The sequence below is a fragment of the Pseudomonas sp. 51_B genome (genome assembly GCF_017491595.1).
Taxonomy (GTDB): Bacteria; Pseudomonadota; Gammaproteobacteria; order Pseudomonadales; family Pseudomonadaceae; genus Aquipseudomonas; species Aquipseudomonas promysalinigenes.
In genome coordinates, this window is record NZ_JAFGYW010000021.1 from 57114 (window position 1) to 76417 (window position 19304).

Genomic DNA, 19304 nt, shown 5'->3' on the forward strand with positions numbered 1-19304 from the left:
ACCTGCGAAAAAGAACCGGTACTGGCAAAAGAATACCGCCGATTCATTGCTGCCGTGTAGCGCCGCTCGGCTGCTGCGGTTTGTGCCGCCGCCAGCGCAACAGCCCAAGCGCCAGAAGCAGCCCCAGCAGTAAGGCCAGCAGACCGTACAGTTCGTCATAGCCCAGAAACGGTTTTTCGATACGCAAGTAACCCTGGTCCTTGAGCAGATCCTTCAAGGCAGCATTGGCCTGCTCCAGCGTCACTTGGCGCAGTTTGCGTGCCGGGTCGGCAAAGCGGCCGTCGTTATAGTCGTTCAGGGCGCCCCAGTAATAGTCGGCAAGCGCGCTGTTGCCTTGGGTGCTCCAGCTTTCCTTGGCGACGGCGGCCTGTTTGATGCGCTCGAAGGTCTGCGGGTCCAGGCCTTGTTTGCGCAGCCGGTCGAACAACTGTTGCAGCACTTTCACGGCTTGGTCTATGTCGTCGCGTTCAAGGTCAGCATTGAGGCTGAGCATGCCACTGTCGCCAAAGCTTTCGCGTTGCACGGACGGCCCATATGACAAGCCGTTGTGTAGGCGCAGCTGGTCGTAGATAGCCCAGTCGAGGTAGCGCGACAGCAGATCCAGAGTCTGCTGATGGTCATTGTCGAGTACCGGTTCGATGAACAGCCAGTGCAGCTTGACGGTATCGCCCAGCAGGCTGCGGCTAAGGTCGCGGCGCTGTTCGGCCTGATGGGTGATGGTTTCCAGGTCGCGGCGCTCTTGCGGTTCGGTGGGAGGTAGCTCACCGAAAGACCGCTCAAGGTAGGCTGGCAGCAGGCGGTCAAGGCCACCCACTACGATCAGGGTCATGTTGTTGGCCGCGTACCAACGTTCGCGCAGTGTTTTTACCTGTTCAAGCGTCATGTCTGCGACATTGGAGCGCTCGGGGCATTTGAGCCCTAGTTCGGTGGCCAACTGGTCGCTGGCCGGGTGGCCGATGTCTTGGCGGTCAAGCCAGCGCTGCAGGTGGCCATAGTGGCCGCCGTCTTCGCGTTCGATGATGTGCTTGGCCTTGGCCAGAGCCTTGGCGTCGATGCGCGTGTCACGGATGATCTGCAGCAGCAGGTCGAGTACCTTGCGTTGGTTGCGTGCCGGCGCCTCGATCACGAAGGTGGTATCGGCGCTGCTGGTGTACGCATTCCATTCACCGCCCAAGCTCTGCAGGCGTTCCTCGAGGCCGCCCTCGCCGGTGTCGTCGATACCGGTGAACAGCAGATGTTCCAGCAGGTGTGGTAACTCCTTCTGCTCGCAGTCGAAGTCATCCAGGCCAACCCCCACCACCAGGCGAATTGCCACGTGATCACGTTCGTAGCCGGATTTGAGGATCACCTGCAGGCCATTGGGCAACAGGTAGCCCTCGACGCGTGAACGATCGAGGGCGAATGAGGACAGGCTGCAAAACAGCAGGCAAACGAACATCAGGCAACGCATGGGCGAGCGAAGGTCTCCAGGTGTGCGAGATCAGGTCGGGTGGGCGTCTTCCGGAACGCTATCGAGCAAAAGCCCGCCAGTGTCCGAGCCACCCAGTACCACATAGGCACTGCTGCAGAACAAAGAGTTCAACCGCTTCATGTCGGCAATCAGCTCCAGGTGCAGCGAGCTGGTCTCGATACTCTGCACTACCTTACGCTGCAAACGGCTGACATGGGCATGCGCCAGGCGCCGCTCCTGGGCGCGGAACCGACGCTTCTCGCGCAGTAGCAGGCGTGCGCTTTGCGGGTCAGCGCTGAGGAATACCGAGAGGCCCAGGCGCAGGTTGGCCAGGAGCTGCTCCTGTAGCCCTGTCAGTTCTTCCAGGCCTATTTGGGAAAACTCGCGGCGCTGGCTGGTTTTCTGCTGCTGCACCTTGCGCAGCATGCGTTCGATCAGGTCGCAGGCCAATTTCAGGTTGATCGCCAGCTCGATGATTTCTGCCCAGCGCCGGTTGTCCTGTTCGCTCAGGTCTTCCCGTGGCATTTGCGCCAGATACAGCTTGATCGCGCTGTACAGTGCCTCGGCATCCTCGCCCAGTGCCCGTACCTGTTGCGGTATGGCGGTGTGGGTGCCGCGCAGGGCGCCGAGCATGGCTTCCAGCAGGCTGTCGACGATGTCGCCCAGGCGCAGGGTTTCTCGTGCAGCATTGGCCAAGGCCAGGCTGGGCGTGGTGAGCGCCGTGGCATCGAGGTGGCGCGGGCGTATCTGGCCATTGCTGGGCTCGCGCTCGGGCAACATCCAGTTGCACAAGCGGCCCATGGGCCTGACCGTCGGCAGCATGATCAGGCAGCGCAGCGTGTTGTAAAGCAAATGGAAGCCGATCACCAGCTCTTGCGGGCTGAAGCTCAGGCTGTCCATCCACTCCACCAGCGGGTGCAACACCGGAATGATCAAGATCAGGCCGATCAGTTTGTACAACAGGCTGCCCAGGGCTACGCGGCGCCCGGCAGCGTTTTGCATGCTGGTGCTGATGAACGCCAGCAGGCCGCTGCCGATATTGGCGCCGACCACCAGGCCAATGGCCACCGGCAAGCTGATCACTTCAGCGCCGGCCAAGGTTGCGGTCAGCAGTACAGCAGCCAGGCTGGAGTACGAAATCATCGCGAACAAAGCGCCCACCAAGGCATCGAGCATGATGTCGCCGGTCAGCGAGGCGAACAGCACTTTCACCCCTTGAGCTTGGGTGATGGGCGCCGCTGCCTGCACGATCAACTGCAGCGCCAGGATGATCAGCCCCAGACCAATGGCCACCCGGCCTAGTTGGCCGGCGCGGGTTTGCTTGCGCGAAAGGAAGAAAATCACGCCGAGGAAGATCAGCAGCGGGGACAGCCATGAAAGATCCAGGGTCAGGACCCGGGCCATCAGTGCAGTACCGACATCGGCGCCAAGCATGATTGCCAGGGCCGGGGTCATCGCCATCAGGCCTTGGCCGACAAACGAGGTGACCAACATGGCGGTGGCGTTGCTGCTTTGCACCACGGCGGTGACGACGATACCAGCGAGAAACGCCAAGGGTCGGCGGTTCATGTTCTGGCCGAGCACGCGGCGCAGGTTGGAGCCGAACACCCTGAGGATACCGGTGCGCACGATATGCGTGCCCCACACCAGCAAGGACACGGCGCTGAGCAGGTTAAGCAGAGTCAGCATGGTCGAGCCCCCCTTTGTTCTCGAGCTCCAGTGGCGGAGCCTAAATATGTGAAGCCGTAAGCCTGGCCCGGGGGTGGGTTGTTTATTCCAGTGCTTACTCAAGCTTTAGTTGTTCTGTAGACCTTGCGCCAGCTTGGCACGCCTTGAAGTCATTTGAAATATTTGTGTCATCAAAGCTTGTGCGTTGAAGGGTTCCGAAGGGAAATCTGTGCAGCCCCTCGCGGGTGCGATGGTCTCGTTGACCGTTGCGGGCCTGTTCGCGGCTAAGCCGCTCCTACAGGTCGGAGCGTTGATCAAAGGCGGCGCAGGGCTGCCTAGGGCGGATTACCCGAAGGGCCGCGCGGCCCCAAGGGATGGGACATAGGGCCTTGCAGCTGACTGGCATCAGCCTTCAGGCCCTAAAGGTGGCAGGTGCAGGCGTTTATTGACCCGGTACGTCCTTGCGTAGTTTGACTGGATCGTGCTCCTTGCCTTGCTTGCGGGCCAGTGCCGTGCGCATCCGGATATTGATCGCTTCGACCGCCAGCGAGAAGGCCATGGCGAAGTACACATAGCCTTTAGGGACGTGCACGTCGAAAGACTCGGCGATCAGTACGGTCCCCACGACGATCAGGAACGACAGTGCGAGCATCTTCAGTGACGGGTGTTTGTCGATGAAGTCACTGATAGCGCCTGCGCAGGCCATCATGACCAGCACTGCGACCACAATGGCGGCGATCATCACGGGTACATGGGAGACCATGCCCACGGCGGTGATCACCGAGTCCAGCGAGAACACAATGTCGATGATGGCGATCTGGATGATGGTGTAGAGGAACTTGCCACCGGCGCCCTTGGGCTCATCGGCGCTTTCTTCCTCACCTTCCAGGCCGTGGTAAATCTCTTGCGAGCTTTTCCACAGCAGGAACAGGCCGCCACAGAACAGGATCAGGTCTCGGCCAGAGATGCCCTGGCCGAGCACCACGAACAGATCGTTGGTCAGGCGCATGACCCAGGTGATCGACAGCAACAGCATGATGCGGGTGACCATGGCCAAGGCCAGGCCGAAGATCCGTGTGCGCGGCTGCATGTGCTTGGGCATGCGGCTGACCAGGATCGAGATCATGATGATGTTGTCGATCCCGAGTACGATCTCGAGCGCCGTGAGGGTGAAAAAGGCAACCCAGATTTCCGGGCTGGTCAGCCATTCCATGTGTATTCCTTCGAACGATAAAGGCGGTGCACCTTTTCACCGGTGCACCGCGTGGGGTGATGCGTGTTTATTAAAGACTACTGAACAGCGGGAAAATGCCCATCAGCAGCGCGGCCAGCATTATGCATACGCAGACCAGTACTGCCCATTTGAGCGTGAAGCGCTGGTGGTCGCCAAATTCGATACCGGCCAGGGCCACCAGCAGATAGGTCGACGGCACCAATGGGCTGAGCAAGTGCACCGGCTGCCCGACGATCGAGGCGCGAGCCATTTCCACCGGGCTGATACCGTAATGGCTCGCCGCTTCCGACAGCACCGGCAGCACGCCGTAGTAGAAGGCGTCGTTGGACATGAAGAAGGTGAACGGCATGCTCACGATCGCGGTAATCACGGCCAGGTACGGGCCCAGGGCGTCAGGGATGACCGCCAGCAGACTCTTGGACATGGCATCGACCATCCCGGTACCTGACAGGATGCCGGTGAAGATGCCGGCCGCGAAGATCAGCCCGGTCACGGCCAGCACGCTGCCAGCGTGGGCCCCGATGCGGTCCTTCTGCTGTTGCAGGCATGGGTAGTTGACGATCATGGCGATACTGAAGGCAATCATGAACAGCACTGGCAGCGGCAGCACGCCGGCGATCAGGGCCACCATCAGGGCGGCGGTCAGGGCCCCATTGAAGTAGATCAGTTTGGGGCGGCGCGCTTCAGGGAACTGCGACACGCTGATGTCGCTGTGGTCGATGTCATCGGTCGGCAAGTGCAGTTCACCCAGACGTGCGCGCTCACGCTTGCCATACATGTAGGCGATGGCAAGGATTGCCACCACGCCGAAGGCCATCGCCGGGATCATCGGTACGAAGATGTCCGACGGGTCCACGTGCAGAGCGCTGGCAGCACGGGCGGTCGGGCCACCCCACGGGGTCATGTTCATCACGCCGCCGGCCAGGATGATCAGGCCGGCCATGATTCGCGGGCTCATGCCCAAACGGCTGTACAGCGGCAGCATGGCGGCGCAGCAGATCATGTAGGTGGTGGCGCCGTCACCGTCGAGGGACACGACCAGAGCCAGCACGGCAGTGCCGACCGAGACTTTTAGCGGGTCACCCTTGACCAGCTTGAGGATCTTGCGCACGGCCGGGTCGAACAGGCCGGAGTCGATCATCAGGGCGAAGTAGAGGATGGCGAACATCAGCATCACACCAGTGGGTGCGAGCTTACTGATGCCTTCGAGCATCATTGGGCCGATCTTGGCGGAAAAACCACCGAACAGGGCGAACAGGATCGGTACCAGGATCAGCGCGATCAAGGCCGAAAGGCGCTTGGTCATGATCAGGTACATGAAGGTGATGACCATGGCAAAGCCGAGGAAGGTCAGCATGGCAATACTCCAGGCGGGGCGCGGCGAAAGGGTTTTCGATTCGGGCGGGTCAGCGTGTTTGACGCTGTGCCAGGAGCGTGCGGAAGGTTGGTGCAGAAGGGCGGGCGCAGGAAGACATCAGAAATCACCATTGTTGTTGTTGATGGGCCAGCGCTCGAATAGGTTTCGGTGCCCTGGCTGACCGGTCTTGTGCCGGTAGTGGGAGCTATCCTAGGGGGACAAGCTTTCAGCCAGCTTTCGCCGCAAAGACGGCGACGGGAGGTAGGTGATGCAGGACATGCACGAGGGTGGCTGCCATTGCGGCGCTTTACGTTATCGGCTGCAGGGCGAGTTGGCAGATGCCGCCCATTGCCATTGTTCGATCTGCAGGCGGGTCAGCGGTGGATTGGTGGTGACCTGGGTCACCCTGCCCCGTTCTGCTTTCAGATGGTTGGCGGGAAGGCCCCAATGCTACATGGCGCCGACCAGTTGTAAGCGCTACTTCTGCGGGGAATGTGGTGCCCACGTGGCACTGGTGACCGAGCACAGCCCGGGTAGCATCGATGTGACAGTCGCAACCCTGGATTACCCGGAGCAGGTACCCGCCAAGCGACATATCTGGACTTCCAGCAAGCTGCCTTGGCTGCACCTGGATGAGCAGCTGCCTGGGGAGCCTGAGGAAAACCTTTAGCAGTGCGCTGGGTTAGCCGGCCCTGGGCGGCATCAGCCGCTCAAGGCCGGTTGCGGGTATCAGGGCAGCTGCAGGCCGCCAGCGGCCTTGTGCAACGCCCGCAGGTGCACGCCGATCTGTTTCACATTGGTTTCCACCGCAGCGATTTCTTTGGCCCGCGACGGCTCCAGCAGCGCCCTCACCTCTTTATCCAGGTCATTGCTCAGGCGCAGCAGTTTTGCCTGGCGCTCGGCACTGACCTGCTCCAGGTGGCGGCGCTCTTGCGGTTGTGGCAAGCCATAGCCCTGGCTGTCGAGCAACTCGGCCGGGCGGCTTAGGAAGCCACTGTTGGCGAGCATCTGCCTTAGCGTCTCGTCAGCCTTGTTGATATTGCCGTCCTTTATCGCTGCAGCGTTCAAATAGCGTTGCTTGACTTCATCTTGTGCTAGCAGCAGTTGCCGGCGCAGGCTGGCTTGTTCGAGCAGAAGCAAGGCAGCACTGGTGCGCAGGTCGGCCTTGTCGAACCAGGGGCGCCTTTGCTCTGCATCTTGCGCCAGCCAGTCCTCGACTTCGGTCTGCTTGATTGGTAGCTGCTTTCTCAGCACATCGAACATGGCCTGATAGCGTTCACGGTAGGAATCGAAACGATAACCCAGGCGCAAAGCTTCCCGGGGGTCATCGAGCACACTGGTATCGGCCAGTCCCCTGCCCTTGAGCACCGCCAGCAAACCGTTCGGCATGATGCTATCGAGGTCGTTCAGGCCTGGGTTGGCAGTCCCACTGCGTAGCAGCTTCAAGGATTCCACGGCGCAGTTGTTGGACAAGAACCAATAATTGCCATCGTAGCTCCAGTGCATCTCGGCAGCCTGGCGTACCAGGTTTTCGATCTCTTCGCGGTTGAGCTTCAGCGGCACCGAGGCCAGGCTGCGCAGTTCTGTTTTAGTGTACTCATCGATGACCTGACCCAGCGGCAGTACGAACAGCCGAGACGGGTAGACACCGACCAGCCCATCCCAACTGGATAGCTGCACATCGTTGACGAAGGCCCGATAGGACAGCACCAGGCTTTGGTCGAGGTCCAGACGGCAGTCGGGGCCACGTGGGCGACCAGGCTTGCAGATCACCAGGCGCAGCATGCTGTGCCCCCAGCGGCTGACCAGGTTCTGATTGGCTTCGGCAAGCAGGAAGTCGACCTGATAGACCCGTTCGGGGTCGATTTCACCCAGCGGCTGGCGGGCAAAATCACTGCCCGCGTTAATGAACGGCAGGCCCTGGGCGCAGGTGGTCTGCTGGGGCGCCCAGCCGAAATGATCACGCAGGTACTGGTTCAGCGCCGGTCGACGGCATCCATAGCTCGGGTCGAGGAGGAAGTACTCCATGTTGACCGCGATGTATTCCTTGGGGCTGCTCAGCTCGTAGCTGTCTGGGCTGCGCATGAACTGGGCGTTGTGCTGTTCACGCTCACCTCGGCGCCCAACGTATTGCGGCCAACCGGCCAGGTCCAGCAAGCGAGGGTCATCGCTCAGCGTGAAGCGGCGCTCTGCCTGGCCGCGGCACGCTGGGAGCTGGCCTATTTTGCCCAACGTGTTTTGCTGGCGGGCGCAGCGGGCGATCAGCGAGCGCTCCGCGCTGGGCCACAGGCGTGCGCGGTCGTAAATATGGGTAAGCTCGTGCAGCACAGTTGCGAGCAATTCTTCGCGCACGGTGCCATGGGGGCGGTTGGTGCGTTGGGTGGCTGCGCTGCCATCGGTCAGCCCCGGTAAGAGGCGACGGTTGAGCTGCAACGTGGAAACCAGGGATGCCTGACCGTAGGCATCGGCTGGCATGTTGTCGCTCCAGCTCACCTGCACGCGGCGATCGAGCTGTTGCTTGAAGCGTGGGGGCAGCTTGGCCATTGCCTCGTCGAGCAATGCCTGGCTGGCTCGGGCTTGTTGTGAGGACAGGCCTGCCGCCTGCAGTTCGAGCTGCAGGTCGGCAAAAGCGGGAGTGCCTAGCAGCGTCAGAGCGCAGCCGAGCAGCCAGGCACGCACGCGCTTCACAGTGCGAGGATGGCTTCTGCCAGTACCTGATCACTGGCGTCACGCGCTTGAGGTACGCGCTCGCGCAAGGTGCTGAAAGCCGCTTCCAGTTGCGCGCCACGAATATCACCATTGCTCGCCACGAAGCTGGCGGCATCGTCATGGGCTTCGCGCACAACTTTGGAATCACGGATCGAGGTTGTGGTGTCAGAGGTGAAGTCGATCGAGCGGCCAAAGGCACGCACGATGATGTTGCTGGTGGCCACCAGGGTCTGTGCATGGGCCAGATCGGCCAGCAGCAACGTGCCGAGGGAAGCGGCAATCAGCGATTTACGCATGGAGCATCTCCGAAGAATACAGGGAGTAAGGATTGGTTATTGGACGAGAATCGCTTCTGCCAGTTCAAGGTCGCCGACAGATTGCCGTACACCAGTGTGCCGCAGCGAGTCGAGCGCGGCTTCCAGACGCGCCCCGCGTATCAAACCATCTGTGGCAACGAAGACCGCCGCGTCGTCCCGAGCTTGCCCGACCAACTTGCGATCAAACGGGGCAGTGGTGACTTGGCTGGTCACGTAGCCAGTAATGACAAGGCCTTGGGTGGTGGTATCCATGGCTTGGGCGCTGGCCATGCCAGCGGTCAACAGTAACGGCAACAGATAACGCATGAGCATGTTCGACGGCTGGATGAATGAGCAGCTGAGGCTAGCGCAAGTGCGAAGGCCCTGGCCTACGCGCCTGCCTAACGAGGTGATCGTCAAATTGCCAGGATTGCCTGGGCCAACTGGGCGTCACTGGCTTGCAGTTGTGGCTGGGTCGAACGGATGTGCAGTAAAGCACTTTCCAGCCGGGCACCACGGATAGCGCCTTGGCTACCCACGAAGCTAGCGGCGTCGTCACGCGCGGCCTGGACGATTTTGTCGTCGCGTAGAGATGAGGTCAGGTCTGAGGTCGCGTCGGTGGAGGCGGCAACGGCTCGGACTACGGCGTCGGTGGTGACGACGAAACTGCTGGCGTTGGCAGTGCTGACCATGCCGAGCAACAGGGCGGCACCAATCAGATATTTGTGGGACATGTCGGTTTGCTCCTGGGTAGGGTTCTGCTCTATGGACGTTGGCACTGCCCGTTACGGTACGGGTTTGACAACCGTAACTGACAGAATGCTAAGCGAAACGTGTCACGGGGTCACCCCTTGCAAGGTTAGACGACCATTGCAGCGTGCAACTGTTATGGTGATTAGTGACAAGTCACTAACTGTACCTGTCGCAGGTTTTTTCTTCCTCACCCCAATTCGCAGGCAAAAAAAACCCGTTGCAGTCTCCGGCAACGGGTTTCGGGAAATTAGCTGTGCCGGCTAGAGCCGACAAGCAGAGCTTAACGCCAGAATGGCTTGCTCAGCTCTTCGTAACGCTGCGACTCGCTGATACCGGCGTCTGCAAGCAGGCGGGCATCCAAGCGGGCCAGTTGACGGCGGCTCGACATGCGGCGCTGCCACAGCAGCAGAGTGGAGAGTGCGCGCAGTGGCAGGGAGGCCTGGGACTGCTGGGCATTGCTTTCAAAAACCAGACCGGAACTGAGGGTACGTTCCATGATGCTTCATCCTTCCGCTTATGGCGGGATTAGGTAGTGATTTAACTGATGCCAATGATCCTCCCCTGCTGTCCATAACAGTAGATACAGTTCAACAGTAATGAGATGGGCCAGTTAACTGTTTAACCCTACTGTTGCACTCGAATTAGGCGAAACTGTACTGGTGTGCGCGTTTTTGGTGCAATTTATGGGGTTTTCGCTGTTTTAACCACGACGCGGCCCGAATAATACCAGTACAGAAGTACAGTTTTATTGGATTTGCTGCGTAAGTGTTTAGGCGGGAGAGTCAACTGTTCAGGCCTTGGCTTCCAGCGCGTGCAACAAGGCCTGAATGATGCGGGTGGGTACGGACTCAGCTGGCGAGCATGCGTCCTGTTTCTTCAAGATTTTCGTGCCAGCTCAACGCTTCGCGCAGGATGTGCGGGGTGTGGCCACCACGTTGGCAGGCGCGCTCGAAGTAATCGTTCAGTGCCGCGCGGTAATCTGGATGCACACAGTTGTCGATGATTGCTCGAGCGCGCTCTCGGGGAGCCAGGCCGCGTAGGTCAGCCAAGCCTTGCTCGGTAACCAGGATGTCGACATCGTGCTCTGTATGGTCTACGTGACTGACCATCGGAACGACGCTGGAAATAGCTCCGCCCTTGGCGATCGACTTGGTAACGAACACCGCCAGGTGAGCATTGCGGGCAAAATCACCCGAGCCACCGATGCCGTTCATCATTCTAGTGCCGCACACGTGCGTCGAGTTGACGTTCCCGTAGATGTCGAACTCCAGCGCCGTGTTGATACCGATGATGCCCAGGCGGCGCACCACCTCGGGGTGGTTGGAGATCTCCTGCGGGCGCAGGACCAGCTTGTCTTTGTAACGCTCCAGGTTGCCGAACACGTCGGCGTTGCGGCGGGTCGACAAGGTGATCGAGCTGCCCGAGGCGAAGCGTAGCTTGCCGGCGTCGATCAGGTCGAAGGTCGAATCCTGCAGTACCTCCGAGTACATGGTCAGGTCTTCGAACGGCGATTCGATCAGGCCACACATGACTGCGTTGGCGATACTGCCGATGCCAGCCTGCAAGGGCCCGAGCCTGTTGGTCATGCGCCCCGCTTGCACTTCTTTTTTGAGGAAGTCGATGAGGTGGTCGGCAATGCCTTGGGTTTCGTTATCCGGCGGCAGCACGGTGGATGGAGAGTCGGGCTGGTCGCTGATCACGATACCGACGATTTTTGCAGGGTCGATCGGGATTGCGGTGCTGCCAATCCGGTCATCGACCTTGACCAGCGGGATCGGCGTGCGCGTCGGGCGATAGGTCGGAATATAGATGTCGTGCAACCCTTCGAGATTGGTGTTGTGCGACAGGTTGATCTCGACGATCACTTGCTTGGCGAAGATTGCGAAGCTGGCCGAGTTGCCCACCGAGGTGGTCGGCACGATATGGCCCTGCTCGGTGATGGCCACCGCCTCGATGACCGCGATATCCGGCAACTTGAGCTGCTGGTTGCGCAGCTGCTCGACGGTTTCCGAGAGGTGCTGGTCAATGAACATCACCTGGCCATCATTGATCGCCTTACGCAGGGTGCTGTCGACCTGGAACGGCATGCGACGAGCCAGTACGCCGGCTTCGGTCAGTTGCTTGTCAAGGTCGTTGCCCAGGCTGGCGCCAGTCATCAGGCTGATTTTCAGCGGCGACAGCTTGGCGCGTTCGGCCAAGGCATGGGGCACAGCCTTGGCTTCGCCGGCGCGGGTGAAACCGCTCATGCCGACGGTCATGCCATCCTCGATCAGACCAGCGGCATCAGCCGCACTCATTACCTTGCTGTGCAGGGAGGACAAGCGGATACGATCACGGTACATGGATTGTTATCTCGGGCTACTGAAACTACTGCAGCGCAGTCTAGAGATTTCGCCCCATGCCGTCCCGCGACCATGGTCGTATGAGAAGCCTGAGAATAGAGCCGTTGATCCGGATCAACAAAAAAAGCCCCGGCAGATTCTGGCCGGGGCTTGTTTTAGTTACGCTGGTTTGCCGTGGTGGTTGTCACTCCACCGCTTTGACCATGTCCTCGATGACCTTCTTGGCGTCACCGAATACCATCATGGTCTTGTCCAGGTAGAACAGTTCGTTGTCCAAACCGGCATAACCGCTGGCCATGGAGCGCTTGTTGACAATGATGGTCTTGGCTTTGAACGCTTCGAGGATAGGCATCCCGGCGATGGGTGACTTGGGATCGTTCTTCGCCGCCGGGTTGACCACGTCGTTGGCGCCCAGTACCAGCACCACATCGGCTTGGCCGAATTCGGCGTTGATGTCCTCCATTTCGAACACCTGGTCGTATGGCACCTCGGCCTCGGCCAGCAGTACGTTCATGTGCCCAGGCATGCGCCCTGCCACCGGGTGAATGGCGTATTTCACGGTCACGCCATTGTGGCTCAGCTTTTCGGTCAGCTCCTTGAGTGCGTGCTGGGCGCGCGCCACCGCCAGGCCATAGCCCGGAACGATGATCACGCTGTCGGCGTTGCTCAACAGGAACGTGGCATCGTCGGCCGAACCGGATTTCACCGGGCGTTGCTCCTTCGACCCTTGGGCGGCGCCAGCATCGACATCGCCACCAAAGCCACCAAGGATCACATTGAAGAACGAGCGGTTCATCGCCTTGCACATGATGTACGAGAGGATCGCACCGCTCGAACCCACCAGGGAGCCGGCAATGATCAGCATCGAGTTGTTCAGTGAGAAGCCGATACCGGCGGCAGCCCATCCCGAATAGCTGTTGAGCATCGACACCACCACCGGCATGTCGGCACCGCCGATCGGAATAATGATCAGCACACCCATGATGAAGGCCAGTACCAGCATCAAGGTGAAGGCGCTGTAGTGCCCGGTAAAGGTGAACAGCAGGCCCAGAGCGATAGTCGTCAAGCCGAGAATGAGGTTGAGCTTGTGCTGGCCGCTGAACTGTACGGGCGCGCCTTGGAAGAGACGGAACTTGTACTTGCCCGACAGCTTGCCGAAAGCGATCACAGAACCGGAGAAAGTAATGGCACCGATGGCCGCCCCCAGGAACAGCTCCAGGCGGTTACCCGTGGGGATCGGGTCGCTGATTGCAGCGACGATACCCATCGATTGTGGCTCCAGCACGGCGGCGATGGCGATGAATACCGCAGCCAGGCCGATCATGCTGTGCATGAAGGCCACCAGCTCCGGCATCTTGGTCATCTCGACGCGCTTGGCCATGATGGAGCCTGCGGTGCCGCCGACCAGCAAACCAACGATGACGTAGCCGATGCCGGCTGTAGCCCCGCCGTTACCAACCGAGAGCGCCGCAAGCTTATAGATGAGGCCAACGGTTGTAAGGATCGCGATCCCCATGCCGATCATGCCGAACAGATTGCCGCGCCGCGAGGTAGTCGGGTGCGATAGGCCCTTGAGCGCCTGGATGAAGCATATGGAGGCGACGAGGTAGAGGAGCGTTACCAGATTCATGCTCATGCTTACTTCTGCGCCTCGTTTTTGGTTTTTTTCTTGAACATTTCGAGCATGCGACGGGTGACCAGGAAGCCACCGAACACATTGACCGCAGCTAATGCCACAGCCAGAGTGCCCATCAGCTTGCCGGCCGGGGTCACGGTGAGGGCTGCGGCCAGCATGGCGCCGACGATGACGATCGCCGAGATGGCGTTGGTGACTGCCATCAACGGGGTATGCAGGGCTGGGGTAACGTTCCACACCACGTGGTAGCCCACATAGATGGCCAGCACGAAGATGATCAGGTTGTAGATGCCGTGAGAAATCAGCATGTCTTCCATTTGTCGTGCTCCTTAGCCGTTCTTGCGGACGACCTGGCCATCGCGGCACATCAGGCAGGCCGCGACGATGTCGTCTTCGAGGTTGATGACCAGCGCGCCGTCCTTGTCGAACAGCAGCTTCATGAAGTCCAGCAGGTTGCGCGCATACAGCGCCGAGGCATCGGCACCCACCTGCGCCGGCAGGTTGGTTGGGCCGACGATGGTCACACCACTGGCCTGTACCACTTGGTCGGCAACGGTCAGCGGGCAGTTACCGCCTTGGGCAGCTGCCAAGTCGATGACCACAGAGCCTGGCTTCATCTGCGCCACTGTCTCGGCGCTAAGCAATGTCGGTGCTTTGCGGCCTGGGATCAAAGCGGTGGTGATGACGATATCGGCCTGCTTGGCCCGTTCGTGCACCGCCTGGGCCTGACGTTGCATCCAGCTGGCCGGCATCGGCCGGGCGTAGCCGCCGACACCCTCGGCGCATTCACGCTCTTCATCGGTTTCGTAAGGCACATCGATGAACTTGGCGCCTAGCGACTCGATCTGCTCCTTCACCGCTGGGCGTACGTCGGACGCCTCGATCACCGCACCCAGGCGCTTTGCCGTGGCAATCGCCTGTAACCCGGCAACGCCCGCGCCCAGAATCAGCACTCGTGCAGCTTTGACGGTACCGGCGGCGGTCATGAGCATGGGCATGAAGCGGGGGTAATGATGAGCGGCCAGCAACACTGCCTTGTAGCCGGCGATGTTGGCCTGTGATGACAGCACGTCCAGGCTTTGCGCCCGTGAGGTGCGCGGCGCAGCTTCCAGGGCGAAGGCGGTGATTCCGCGTTCGGCCATTTTGCTGATCAGTTCGCTGTTGAAGGGGTTGAGCATGCCCAACAAGAGGCTGCCACTGTTGATCAGGGCGAGTTCCTGGTCGTTGGGTGCCACCACCTTGAGCACCAATTGGGCGCCGTAGGCATCGGCTGCGCTTCCTAAGGAAGCACCCACGGCCTCATAGGCACTGTCCGGAATGCTGGCGTTCAGCCCTGCCCCCCGTTGGACGGTAACCTGATGGCCCTGGCCAATCAGTTTCTTGAGGGTTTCTGGGGTCGCAGCGACCCTTGTCTCACCGGTCTGCGTCTCGAGAGGAACACCAATGTGCACGACTATTTCTCCTGCGGTGACCTTTTGTATTTGTAGAAACCAGCGCACTGCGGATGGTGCGCTGGGGCGGCTGTTGAGCGCCGAGCCCGCCGAATCCAGGACGGGCGACGCATTTTGCAGGCGAACCCAGAGGCCTTCAACCAGTTATGAAGCGAAACGAAGTTAAAACTACAAGTCACCCTGTGACCGTATGTCGCAAGCAACAGCCCGCAGCCCATAAAACATGGGCTATTGGCAGATTAGGGGAGATTTCGAAATTTTTTGCGATGATTTCGCGAATTGCTTGGTAGATGTCGTAAATCCTTCTGAAAGCCCCATTTCTAGAGGCTTTCAAAGGGTTTTTCGATTCACCGGCACAGTTGTCTTCAATGCGACATTAAATTACATCTGTAGGTGTTCAAAATAATTGACTACAGGGGTAGGTTTGCTGCTTCAGATCGCTCTGAGGCGATGTAGAGCTGCGCCTGGCTGACAAGCCAGTCCCTGAAGGCGCGAAGCGAGGCGGACTCAACCTTGCGCTCTGGAATCATCAGATAGTAGGCCCTGTCGCTAGACAGTGCGTACCTGTTAGCGACTACCAGCCTCCCCTGCTCCAATTCCCGCTGAATGAGGAAAGGCGGAATTAGGGCGATACCCATCTCATGCATCGCCGCTTGGGCCAACATGGAGAACAGCTCATAGCGCGGGCCATTCATGTCGCCGGCTATATTCAGGCCCAGGCCATTGAACCATTGGCGCCATGCATAGGGCCTGGTGGTTTGTTGCAGCAACGGTAGTCTGGCTATTTGCTCAGCCTCCAGCCCCCCTTGCCCATCCAGCAAGGCCGGGCTACACACCGGCATGGGGTTTTCACCCATCAGGCGATGGGACTGCGTGCCCGACCAATCGGCGTCGCCGAAGTAGATGGCGGCATCGAAGGGCGTGTCGGCGAACAGGAATGGCCGGGTACGGTTGGTCAGGTTGACTGTGACTTCTGGATGCCTTTGTTGAAAATCCTTAAGTCGTGGTAGCAGCCACTGAGTGCCGAATGTGGGTACGACGGCCAGTTCGATCACATTAGCGCCCTGCTGACGCATCACCGACAAAGTGTCTCGCTCCACGGCATCCAGTTGCGCAGCAACTCGCCTGCTATATGACAGCCCAGCTTCGGTCAGGCGCACGCCGCGGCGAGAGCGCCTGAACAACTCGACATTGAGAAAGGCTTCGAGTGCGCCGATCTGACGACAGACGGCGCCCTGGGTCAGCGCCAGTTCCTGAGCGGCCTTGGTGAAGCTCTCATGGCGTGCCGCCGCCTCGAAGCAGACCAGCGCTGTAGTACTAGGAATCTTGCGCCGCATGTACGGTAACCTCACTCATTGAGCCATGGGTATGGCTGTTTTCAGTGTTTCGGAGTGACAAAATATCACTGATACGTGCGCAATCCTCGTTTGTAGCGTTGCTAGATCGGGCCTAGGATCAATGGCACAAGAAACTGCTCCCCTATTTCGAGGATTTCGCTCATGGCCGGTAAAGCAAGCTTCAACTGGATCGACCCGCTGCTGCTGGATCAGCAGCTGACTGAAGAGGAGCGTATGGTCCGTGACAGCGCTTACCAGTTCGCCCAGGACAAGCTGGCTCCGCGTGTGCTGGAAGCTTTCCGTCACGAGCAAACCGACCCGGCTATTTTCCGTGAGATGGGTGAGGTTGGCTTGCTCGGGGCGACCATCCCTGAACAGTACGGTGGCAGTGGCCTCAATTATGTGTGCTACGGGCTGATTGCTCGGGAAGTGGAGCGCATCGACTCCGGCTACCGTTCGATGATGAGCGTGCAGTCTTCACTGGTCATGGTGCCGATCAATGAATTTGGCACAGAGGCACAGAAGCAGAAGTACCTGCCCAAGTTGGCCACTGGCGAGTGGATTGGTTGCTTTGGCCTGACCGAGCCTAACCATGGCTCCGATCCAGGTTCGATGATTACCCGTGCGAAGAAGGTCGATGGCGGCTATCGGCTCAGTGGCAGCAAAATGTGGATCACCAACAGCCCTATCGCCGATGTGTTCGTTGTGTGGGCCAAAGATGACGCTGGCGATATTCGTGGCTTCGTCCTGGAGAAAGGCTGGGAAGGTCTCAGCGCCCCGGCAATCCATGGCAAGGTTGGGTTACGTGCCTCCATCACCGGCGAAATCGTCATGGACAATGTATTTGTTCCAGAAGAGAACATTTTCCCGCAGGTGCGTGGCTTGAAAGGTCCGTTCACCTGCCTGAACTCGGCCCGCTATGGCATCTCCTGGGGTGCGCTAGGAGCTGCGGAGGCCTGTTGGCACACCGCCCGCCAGTACACCCTGGACCGCCAGCAGTTCGGTCGGCCGCTGGCTGCTAACCAACTGATCCAGAAAAAACTGGCCGATATGCAGACTGAGATTACCCTGGCGCTGCAAGGCTGCCTGCGTCTGGGGCGCATGAAGGACGACGGCACTGCGGCAGTGGAGATCACGTCGATCATGAAGCGCAACTCATGTGGCAAGGCCCTCGATATAGCCCGGATGGCCCGCGACATGCTCGGCGGAAACGGTATCTCCGATGAGTTCGGTGTAGCCCGACACCTGGTCAATCTCGAAGTAGTCAACACCTATGAGGGTACCCACGATGTGCATGCGCTGATCCTGGGGCGGGCGCAAACCGGCATTCAGGCCTTCTACTGATAAGGAGCCAGCATGGGCGCGCTATCTCATCTGCGAGTGTTGGACCTTTCTCGAGTGTTGGCGGGGCCTTGGTCTGGCCAGATCCTGGCCGACCTCGGCGCTGATGTGATCAAGGTGGAGCGCCCCGGTACTGGCGACGACACCCGCTTCTGGGGGCCGCCCTTCCTCAAGGATGCCGATGGTCAGAGCACCAGTGAAGCTGCCTATTACCTTTCGGCAAACCGCAATAAACGGTCGGTGACTATTGATTTCACCCAGCCCGAAGGTCAACGCCTGGTGCGTGAGCTGGCGGGCGAGTCAGATATCGTCATCGAGAACTTCAAGGTCGGTGGGCTGGCCGCTTACGGGTTGGATTACCAGAGCCTGAAGGCGATCAACCCGCGGCTTATCTATTGCTCGATCACGGGCTTCGGCCAGACCGGGCCCTACGCCAAGCGTGCCGGCTATGATTTCATGATTCAGGGCCTGGGTGGGCTCATGAGTCTGACCGGTCGCCCGGATGGAGAGGAAGGTGCTGGGCCGGTAAAGGTAGGCGTAGCGCTCACCGACATTCTTACCGGGCTGTACTCGACTGTCGCGATACTGGCTGCCCTCGCCTACCGCGATCAGCATGGTGTCGGGCAGCATATCGACATGGCCCTGCTTGATGTTCAGGTGGCCTGCCTGGCCAACCAGGCCATGAACTATCTGGCAACCGGTACTGCGCCGCGGCGGCTAGGGAATGCTCACCCTAATATTGTGCCGTATCAGGACTTCCCCACGGCAGATGGGGACTTCATTCTCACCGTGGGCAATGATGGTCAGTTTCGCAAGTTCGCCGAGGTTGCCGGTCAGCCGCAATGGGCGGATGACCCGCGCTTCGCTACTAATAAGCAGAGAGTGGCGAACCGGGCTGAGTTGATCCCTTTGATTCGTCAGGCTACGGTTTTCAAGACGACCGCAGAGTGGGTGAGCCAGTTGGAAGCTGCAGGTGTGCCTTGCGGGCCAATCAATGACCTCGCACAGGTGTTCCAGGACCCTCAGGTGCTGGCTCGTGGGTTGGCGGTTTCGATGCCTCATGGCTTGGCGGGAAGCGTGCCGCTGGTGGCGAGCCCAATCAGGCTTTCCGAAACGCCAGTTGAGTACCGCCATGCGCCACCTTTACTTGGCGAGCATACGGAAACCGTGCTGGCGCAGGTGCTGGGCATAAGTCCCGATGATATCCAGCGTTTGCGAAGCGCCGCAGTTATATAGAAAAGCGGGGGCCGTTAGGCCCCCGCTTCGTTTTTCAGCAATATTGAACTTTCTTGAAATTAAAGGTTGACGAGCTTTCGAATCCCCTTATAATGCGCCCCACTTCCAGCGACATCGGAACGAAAAACTCCTTGAGATTCAACGAGTTAATTAGTTCGGGCGAACTTGGAAGCGCTTCGGTCGACTGATCGATAGCGGTGGAGATGAAGGTTGACAGCGGTTTTAAACACTGTATGATTCGCCTCCCGCTACGAGAGATCGCAGCGAGTCAAGTGTTTGAAGCTAAACGAGTTTCTCGCAAAAAACTTCAAAATAAACGCTTGACAGCAAATGAGGAAAGCGTAGAATGCGCGCCTCGGTTGAGACGAAACGCTCTTAACCAAACGCTCTTTAACAAATAGAATCAAGCAATTCGTGTGGGTGCTTGTGAGTACGGACTGATAGTCACAAAGATTATCAGCATCACAAGTGGCCATGCGAGAAATCACATAGTC

General features: G+C 59.4%; 17 protein-coding genes. 3 read left to right on the top strand and 14 right to left on the bottom strand.

From position 1 onward, the window contains the following. Window positions 1-43: 43 nt before the first annotated feature. The 4 genes from J5M56_RS19185 to J5M56_RS19200 all read right to left on the bottom strand — a co-directional run bounded on the left by J5M56_RS19185 (window position 44) and on the right by J5M56_RS19200 (window position 5709). Window positions 44-1450 carry a pitrilysin family protein gene (locus J5M56_RS19185; RefSeq protein WP_186476050.1) on the bottom strand — a complete coding sequence of 469 codons (1407 nt, stop codon included), beginning with the start codon at window positions 1448-1450 and terminating at the stop codon, window positions 44-46. A gap of 30 nt (window positions 1451-1480) precedes the next feature. Further along, window positions 1481-3139: a Na/Pi cotransporter family protein gene (locus tag J5M56_RS19190; RefSeq protein ID WP_186476049.1), complete on the bottom strand. Its 1659-nt coding sequence runs from the start codon at window positions 3137-3139 to the stop codon at window positions 1481-1483. A 421-nt stretch (window positions 3140-3560) separates the two neighbouring features. After that, window positions 3561-4331, bottom strand: a complete 771-nt coding sequence (locus J5M56_RS19195) for a TerC family protein (RefSeq protein ID WP_060480122.1) — start codon at window positions 4329-4331, stop codon at window positions 3561-3563. A 70-nt stretch (window positions 4332-4401) separates the two neighbouring features. Continuing rightward, window positions 4402-5709, bottom strand: coding sequence for a CitMHS family transporter (locus J5M56_RS19200; RefSeq protein WP_186476048.1), 1308 nt, complete (start codon window positions 5707-5709; stop codon window positions 4402-4404). A gap of 268 nt (window positions 5710-5977) precedes the next feature. Here J5M56_RS19200 and J5M56_RS19205 point away from each other — a divergent pair, with 268 nt between their 5' ends. Next, a complete protein-coding gene (locus J5M56_RS19205; protein WP_186476047.1) occupies window positions 5978-6379 on the top strand; it encodes a GFA family protein in 402 nt (133 codons plus the stop codon). A 59-nt stretch (window positions 6380-6438) separates the two neighbouring features. Here J5M56_RS19205 and J5M56_RS19210 read toward each other — a convergent pair whose 3' ends face one another. The 10 genes from J5M56_RS19210 to J5M56_RS19255 all read right to left on the bottom strand — a co-directional run bounded on the left by J5M56_RS19210 (window position 6439) and on the right by J5M56_RS19255 (window position 16233). After that, window positions 6439-8397, bottom strand: coding sequence for a DUF4105 domain-containing protein (locus J5M56_RS19210; protein WP_207937554.1), 1959 nt, complete (start codon window positions 8395-8397; stop codon window positions 6439-6441). Next, entirely contained in the window at window positions 8394-8714 is a 321-nt protein-coding gene (locus tag J5M56_RS19215; RefSeq protein ID WP_060480118.1) for a DUF2388 domain-containing protein, read from the bottom strand. The genes J5M56_RS19210 and J5M56_RS19215 overlap by 4 nt, the downstream gene beginning before the upstream one ends. 36 nt (window positions 8715-8750) lie before the next feature. Beyond that, window positions 8751-9041: a DUF2388 domain-containing protein gene (locus tag J5M56_RS19220; RefSeq protein WP_060480131.1), complete on the bottom strand. Its 291-nt coding sequence runs from the start codon at window positions 9039-9041 to the stop codon at window positions 8751-8753. Window positions 9042-9130: 89 nt separating this feature from the next. Continuing rightward, window positions 9131-9448, bottom strand: a complete 318-nt coding sequence (locus J5M56_RS19225) for a DUF2388 domain-containing protein (RefSeq protein ID WP_186476045.1) — start codon at window positions 9446-9448, stop codon at window positions 9131-9133. A 299-nt stretch (window positions 9449-9747) separates the two neighbouring features. Continuing rightward, on the bottom strand, window positions 9748-9963 hold the full coding sequence (locus J5M56_RS19230) for a DUF1127 domain-containing protein (RefSeq protein WP_060480116.1): 216 nt from the start codon (window positions 9961-9963) through the stop codon (window positions 9748-9750). 352 nt (window positions 9964-10315) lie between these two features. Further along, window positions 10316-11809 carry an acetyl-CoA hydrolase/transferase family protein gene (locus tag J5M56_RS19235; RefSeq protein ID WP_060480115.1) on the bottom strand — a complete coding sequence of 498 codons (1494 nt, stop codon included), beginning with the start codon at window positions 11807-11809 and terminating at the stop codon, window positions 10316-10318. A gap of 184 nt (window positions 11810-11993) precedes the next feature. After that, window positions 11994-13445, bottom strand: a complete 1452-nt coding sequence (locus tag J5M56_RS19240) for an NAD(P)(+) transhydrogenase (Re/Si-specific) subunit beta (protein WP_186476044.1) — start codon at window positions 13443-13445, stop codon at window positions 11994-11996. 2 nt (window positions 13446-13447) lie between these two features. Beyond that, entirely contained in the window at window positions 13448-13762 is a 315-nt protein-coding gene (locus J5M56_RS19245) for an NAD(P) transhydrogenase subunit alpha (RefSeq protein ID WP_003256966.1), read from the bottom strand. 12 nt (window positions 13763-13774) lie between these two features. After that, window positions 13775-14896, bottom strand: a complete 1122-nt coding sequence (locus tag J5M56_RS19250) for a Re/Si-specific NAD(P)(+) transhydrogenase subunit alpha (RefSeq protein WP_060480113.1) — start codon at window positions 14894-14896, stop codon at window positions 13775-13777. A gap of 410 nt (window positions 14897-15306) precedes the next feature. Then, window positions 15307-16233, bottom strand: coding sequence for a LysR family transcriptional regulator (locus J5M56_RS19255; RefSeq protein WP_186476043.1), 927 nt, complete (start codon window positions 16231-16233; stop codon window positions 15307-15309). 162 nt (window positions 16234-16395) lie between these two features. Between J5M56_RS19255 and J5M56_RS19260 the strand changes: the two genes are divergently transcribed. Then, complete coding sequence (locus J5M56_RS19260) at window positions 16396-17577, top strand: acyl-CoA dehydrogenase (protein ID WP_186476042.1); 1182 nt, start codon at window positions 16396-16398, stop codon at window positions 17575-17577. Between the two features lie 12 nt (window positions 17578-17589). Further along, entirely contained in the window at window positions 17590-18810 is a 1221-nt protein-coding gene (locus tag J5M56_RS19265; protein ID WP_207937555.1) for a CaiB/BaiF CoA-transferase family protein, read from the top strand. Window positions 18811-19304 lie beyond the last annotated feature (494 nt).

What these genes read in the sequence shown, in the direction of transcription:
- J5M56_RS19205 (WP_186476047.1), top strand. Translation starts at nt 5,978, where the DNA reads ATGCAGGACATGCACGAGGGTGGCTGCCATTGCGGCGCTTTACGTTAT.
- J5M56_RS19190 (WP_186476049.1), bottom strand. Translation starts at nt 3,139, where the DNA reads ATGCTGACTCTGCTTAACCTGCTCAGCGCCGTGTCCTTGCTGGTGTGG.
- J5M56_RS19220 (WP_060480131.1), bottom strand. Translation starts at nt 9,041, where the DNA reads ATGCGTTATCTGTTGCCGTTACTGTTGACCGCTGGCATGGCCAGCGCC.
- J5M56_RS19185 (WP_186476050.1), bottom strand. Translation starts at nt 1,450, where the DNA reads ATGCGTTGCCTGATGTTCGTTTGCCTGCTGTTTTGCAGCCTGTCCTCA.
- J5M56_RS19240 (WP_186476044.1), bottom strand. Translation starts at nt 13,445, where the DNA reads ATGAGCATGAATCTGGTAACGCTCCTCTACCTCGTCGCCTCCATATGC.
- J5M56_RS19225 (WP_186476045.1), bottom strand. Translation starts at nt 9,448, where the DNA reads ATGTCCCACAAATATCTGATTGGTGCCGCCCTGTTGCTCGGCATGGTC.
- J5M56_RS19230 (WP_060480116.1), bottom strand. Translation starts at nt 9,963, where the DNA reads ATGGAACGTACCCTCAGTTCCGGTCTGGTTTTTGAAAGCAATGCCCAG.
- J5M56_RS19260 (WP_186476042.1), top strand. Translation starts at nt 16,396, where the DNA reads ATGGCCGGTAAAGCAAGCTTCAACTGGATCGACCCGCTGCTGCTGGAT.
- J5M56_RS19200 (WP_186476048.1), bottom strand. Translation starts at nt 5,709, where the DNA reads ATGCTGACCTTCCTCGGCTTTGCCATGGTCATCACCTTCATGTACCTG.
- J5M56_RS19235 (WP_060480115.1), bottom strand. Translation starts at nt 11,809, where the DNA reads ATGTACCGTGATCGTATCCGCTTGTCCTCCCTGCACAGCAAGGTAATG.
- J5M56_RS19245 (WP_003256966.1), bottom strand. Translation starts at nt 13,762, where the DNA reads ATGGAAGACATGCTGATTTCTCACGGCATCTACAACCTGATCATCTTC.
- J5M56_RS19255 (WP_186476043.1), bottom strand. Translation starts at nt 16,233, where the DNA reads ATGCGGCGCAAGATTCCTAGTACTACAGCGCTGGTCTGCTTCGAGGCG.
- J5M56_RS19215 (WP_060480118.1), bottom strand. Translation starts at nt 8,714, where the DNA reads ATGCGTAAATCGCTGATTGCCGCTTCCCTCGGCACGTTGCTGCTGGCC.
- J5M56_RS19265 (WP_207937555.1), top strand. Translation starts at nt 17,590, where the DNA reads ATGGGCGCGCTATCTCATCTGCGAGTGTTGGACCTTTCTCGAGTGTTG.
- J5M56_RS19195 (WP_060480122.1), bottom strand. Translation starts at nt 4,331, where the DNA reads ATGGAATGGCTGACCAGCCCGGAAATCTGGGTTGCCTTTTTCACCCTC.